Genomic DNA, 4,714 nt, shown 5'->3' on the forward strand with positions numbered 1-4,714 from the left:
ATGGTCCAGGTGCGCTTTGCAGCTTCGGTCATGAAGTCCTTCATGGCCTGAGTGGGTTCGGAAACGGTGCCGCCGTGGCTTTCGATTTCGGCGATGGACTTCTTGTCCATATCCTGCACGAGCTTCCAGACGTCTTCAGCAGCCATCTTGGCGGCTTCGTTGAACCAGGCCTTGTCCTGATCAGGCAGGGACTGATAGAGCTTTTCGTTGATGAAGAGGCTGTGGATGACGAGGATGTGGCCGGTCAGAGTGATCTGGGGGCACTTTTCGTACACCTTGGTGGAGGTGATGTCGGAGAGGGGGCTGTCGCCGCCGTCGATGACGCCCTGGTCAACGGAGCTCATGACTTCGGCGAAGGGCATGGCCTGGCCGTTGATGCCGCATTCCTTGGCGAAGGTGGTGTACAGGGTGATGTTCGGCACGCGGAGCTTGAGGCCCTTGATGTCGTCAATGCTGTGCACGGGATTCTTGGTGTAGAAATGACGGAAACCGAGAGGGAACATATTGAGGGTACGGAGGCCGGACTTTTCGGTGAAACCGTCGGTGAGGAGGTCGAAGACGCCGCCGTTGATGGCTTTGTAGGCGTGTTCATAGCTGTCGTACAGCATGGGGGTTTCCATCATGGCCATGGCGGGATGGAACGAAGCGACCTGGGTACCGGTAGCGCACATTTCAATGGTGCCGCGGCGGGTGTCGGCGATGTACTTGTCTTCCTTGCCGAGGGAGCTGTTGGGGTAGACCTTTACCTTGTACTTGCCGTTGGAAAGCTTTTCAAGATATTCGCCGAACTTGTGCATGCCGATGGTTTCGGGTTCACCTTCGGCCTTCATGCCGGCGATCTTGATGACTTTGGCGGCCTGAGCGGTGCCGACCATGGCCGTGGCGCCGATCATCAGACCCATGATCAGGGAAAGAGCAACAAAGCGTTTCATAAGTCCTCCTCAGAACTTGTTCAGGTATGCCGCCTTTTGGCATACGCGTTGCGACATTCCCGCGAACCAACGGGAATGTCATGCCCGCAAACGATCATCGGCGTCTGCGAGTATGTCTTTCGTGTACTATACTTCAGCCCTTTAAGCAATACAAAGTCCGGTCTTTTTCATCCCTGCGCGGAAGAAACGCTTTTTTGTTCGGCGGAGGGGGTGTCTCCTTCAAAGGTAATGGAAGGCAGTTGCTGAACGGTTTTGCGGCCGGGACGGCAGAGCTTCATCATGGCGTTGAGGTAGTCGCGACGCTTGTCGAGATAGAAGGCCAGAGGCTGCGAAAAGTTCCGTCCCACAAGGCCGTCCACAAAAAGCTGGCTTATGTCCCGCTCACGCAGAAGCACGAGCTGGGAACGGGCGAACACGGTTCTGTCGGCCTGGCTCATGTTTCTGACCATGCGGCGGAAGGCGTCCTGTGCGCGGGGCTGATAGAACCAGAAGTACATGAGGTCGAGGGCGTTGATGATGAGGGCGAGTTCCAGCTTTCGGGCCTCTCCGCTGAGCTCGTCGACGCGGCCTTCGGAGCGGGCGAGCTTGATGAGTATGTCCTCTTCGGGGAAGAGCAGCTCGAGTCTCGTGTAGCAGGCGAACACGCGGGCGATCTTGCCGTCGTAGTCCCAGCGGCGCATGCGGCGGTTGTTCTGGCTGTCGGCGTAGCCTTCGATGACGGCGGCCACGGTGTCGGAAGCGAGCTTGGAGATGATGGCCGCGCTCGGCACGGAATAGAAGAGCGGATCTTCCACGCCGCACAAGAGCAGGATGGCCACGAATGCCTGGTTGTACCAGGACGAGACGGGAATGGCGAGGGCGCTGCGGAAGAGGTTGCCTATGGCGGCCTCACGGGGGAAGCCGCGATAGATGTTGTGGGTGCAGATGTAGATGGCGTTCACGAAGTTGAGCACGGCGAAGACGATGCCGGGATGTTCGCGCACGCTGAGTCCGCACAGATCCTCGAGCAGCCACACGCGCACGATGACCGCAAGGAGCGCGACGGAAATGCCGGTATACATGAGCGAGTCGCATATGCGGCTGATGCTCACGTGATCCTTCCAGCGCAGAAGCGTGGTGCGCGTGGTGCCGTTGCCGGCCACGACCATCTGAATGATGTTGCGGATGCCGGTGATGCCGAACCATATGAAGGTGCCGAACCAGGCGAGGAACCACCAGTCCTGGGTATAGAGGAAGGAGGCCACCGAAGGGATGAATCCGGCAAGGACCTTGATGCAGTTGGTCACGGTGGTGCTCAGGTAGGCGGAACCGGGCTTGTCATCCTTCTGCGGCTGCTTTTCCTCCAGAAGCGCGTTGGCGGGAGGCGTGTTGATGCCGCCGAGACTCACCACGTTGCCGGAGCGGGTGATTTCGCTGTTGTCGTCTGGCTGCCAGGCGCGGTTTCTGGGCTGAAGGAAGTGACGGAAGCCGGGAATGTGCCGAATGACGCGCGTGAAGGCGGAAACGCTTTCGCTGTCGTCCTCGTAGCTCACGCGCTCCTCGATGCGGGTATGCACGGGAATTTCGCCCACATAGCGGCTGTTTTCGCGCAGGGTCTTCTTGGCGCGGGAAGGCAGGGTTTCGGCGTAGACGAAGCCCATGCCGAAGGAACGGCCGTTGTTGTCGCGCACGGAGTTCGAGCCTATGCGGCTCTTCAGAGGGTTCTTGCGGTAGTATTCCCAGAGCGTGGGAATGTTGCTCTGAATGCTGCGGAACTTCTCCGCCCTTTCGGTTTCGCCCTTCTCCTCGAGGCTGTCGAGGATTTCATGCACCATCTGCTTGATGCGCGGCCCGCGGCCCTCGTTGAGCACGGTCTGAAGCTCGTTGATGGCGGGCAGGTCGTTGAGAAGGCCCTCGTGCCAGTCCTTGAGGTTGAAGAGCTCGAGGTGGGTGATGCAGCAGTCGCAGTCGTAGAGCAGCTCGAGCACGTCGCGCACGTTGAGACCGGCGAGGTTCAGGATGAGACGGTAGCCGGTGTGCAGGGTGGAAAGTTCCTCCACCATCTGAGCGGGCGAGCGCGTGAACATGGCGGGCAGGTCCTTCTCGTCCGAGCCTATGACGGGCAGGTCCGAGCCTTCCAGCCAGTCGCGCGCGATGACCGCGCTGGTCAGGTTTTCCAGCTCGAGTATTTCGCGTTCGGCGGCGCCGTCCTCGTCGTCTCCTGCGGCCACGCGTTCTTTAAGGGCGCGGGCGCGCTCCTTGGCAAAGGGCAGCACATGACCGTGCATGCACTCGGCAAGATGCTCGAAGGAAGGCTGACCGAGGCCCACGCAGGCCATGAGGCGTCCGGGCTTGATTTCGGGGATGTCCATGCCCCACGCGGCGGAAATTTCGTGTCTGCGGCCGGAGTTCCAGCGATCGAGGGCCTCGAGGGTTCTTTGCCTGCGCCAGTCCACGGCGGCGCGGCCCTGCTCGGTGAGGGCGCGCATCTTGTCCGACTCCAGAAATTCCAGGAAGTCGCCGGAGGCGCTGAAGCCGCGCGGCACCCACACCATGCTCACGTAGCGGCCGCGGAAGGGACAGCGCACCTCGAGCCCCACGCGCACATGAATGCCCATGATGGCCGCGGCGTCCAGAATTTCTCTCGCGGCCGCGTAGTCTATGTAGTTGGAGTACACCACGGTCAGATAGCGCAGTCCCTTGATCCACGCGTCCATGATGAGGTGCGTGGGGGTCTTGCGTCCGCGCGAATGGGCGTCGTACACGTGGTCGTCGAAGGAGAGCTGATTCCATTCCTCGGGCATTTCCGGCAGATGATAGCGGGCGAGCATCTTGCGCACCACGCGCGGGGTGCCCTGGGCCGCCTTGCGGAAATCGTGCGCCAGCTTGAGCTGGGTGAGCGGAGAATCCTGCGCGCGCACAAGGTCCTTCATGATCTGCAGAAGCACGCGGGCCGTGTTGCGGCGCAGCATGGAATGGGCGCTGCTCATCACCTCGTCGTAGAGGGCCTGAAGCGCCATGATGCGGTCGTCGGCCTGGCCCACTTCCAGATTGGTGAGCAGGTTGATGACGGCATAGGCCACCCTCGACACGCGGGAAATCACCAGTCCCTTGATGCCGTGGGGATGCAGGTTGGCGTCGAACACCCGGCTCTGGGCCTTGTCCGGACATTCCAGTATCCTGTTGACCATGGTCAGGATCTCTCTGTCCTGCCTGTCAAAATAAAAACTTACCGACATTCTGTGCCTCTTTCCCCAGTTGTCGCTGTTGCAAGAATCGCGCATATTCCCGTCCGGCACGCGGACAGACCGCAGAAAAGCCGCTTTTCCGGGAGCTTCGCCATCCGCCCGCACCGTGACGCGCCCTTTCGAGCAGTCCGTCGGTTCCTCAAGAACGGCCGTGCCGCTGGGCGCTTCAAAAAACGCCTGTCCCGGGAGAATTCGGGACGCACCTTCGCGTCATCTTCGTCTCTCCCGGGAAAAAAGCAAACGGATCGAATTAAGAGAGTGTAGTCTTTGTTACACCAGTGTGTCAATAGTGTTTTTTTTCACACACTGCATTTTTCCCATCATTCTTTTCCCTTGCCGAAAGAGGTCCGTTGCTTTTATACTTCTCGCACTTCTTTGCAGGATGACCCATGAACAGAGCAGACAGCCGAAAAAAGAATCTTCTTGAGTTTCTCAACAAGCGCGGCTATGCCACGATTGAGGAACTGGCCCAGCACTTTGCCGTCACGCCGCAGACCATGCGGCGTGACATCAATCAGCTTGCCGACGAAGGCCGGGTGCAGCGCTTTCACGGGG

General features: G+C 59.7%; 3 protein-coding genes. 1 reads left to right on the forward strand and 2 read right to left on the reverse strand.

The features are described 5' to 3' along the window. Together QZZ60_RS10610 and QZZ60_RS10615 are read right to left on the reverse strand one after the other, a co-directional pair. The coding region (locus QZZ60_RS10610) for a TRAP transporter substrate-binding protein (RefSeq protein ID WP_295641241.1) at positions 1 to 932 on the reverse strand (932 nt) is incomplete at its 3' end. A 167-nt stretch (positions 933 to 1,099) separates the two neighbouring features. After that, complete coding sequence (locus QZZ60_RS10615; protein ID WP_295641242.1) at positions 1,100 to 4,195, reverse strand: hypothetical protein; 3,096 nt, start codon at positions 4,193 to 4,195, stop codon at positions 1,100 to 1,102. Between the two features lie 353 nt (positions 4,196 to 4,548). Between QZZ60_RS10615 and QZZ60_RS10620 the strand changes: the two genes are divergently transcribed. Beyond that, positions 4,549 to 4,714, forward strand: a 166-nt coding sequence (locus QZZ60_RS10620; protein WP_295641243.1) for a DeoR family transcriptional regulator, incomplete at its 3' end; no start/stop codon positions are given.

Origin of the sequence: uncultured Mailhella sp. (genome assembly GCF_905187505.1) — a bacterium.
Taxonomy (GTDB): domain Bacteria; phylum Desulfobacterota; class Desulfovibrionia; order Desulfovibrionales; family Desulfovibrionaceae; genus Mailhella.

Bases quoted from the DNA above. Each gene is read 5' to 3' on its own strand.
- QZZ60_RS10615 (WP_295641242.1), bottom strand. From the start codon at position 4,195: ATGCGCGATTCTTGCAACAGCGACAACTGGGGAAAGAGGCACAGAATG.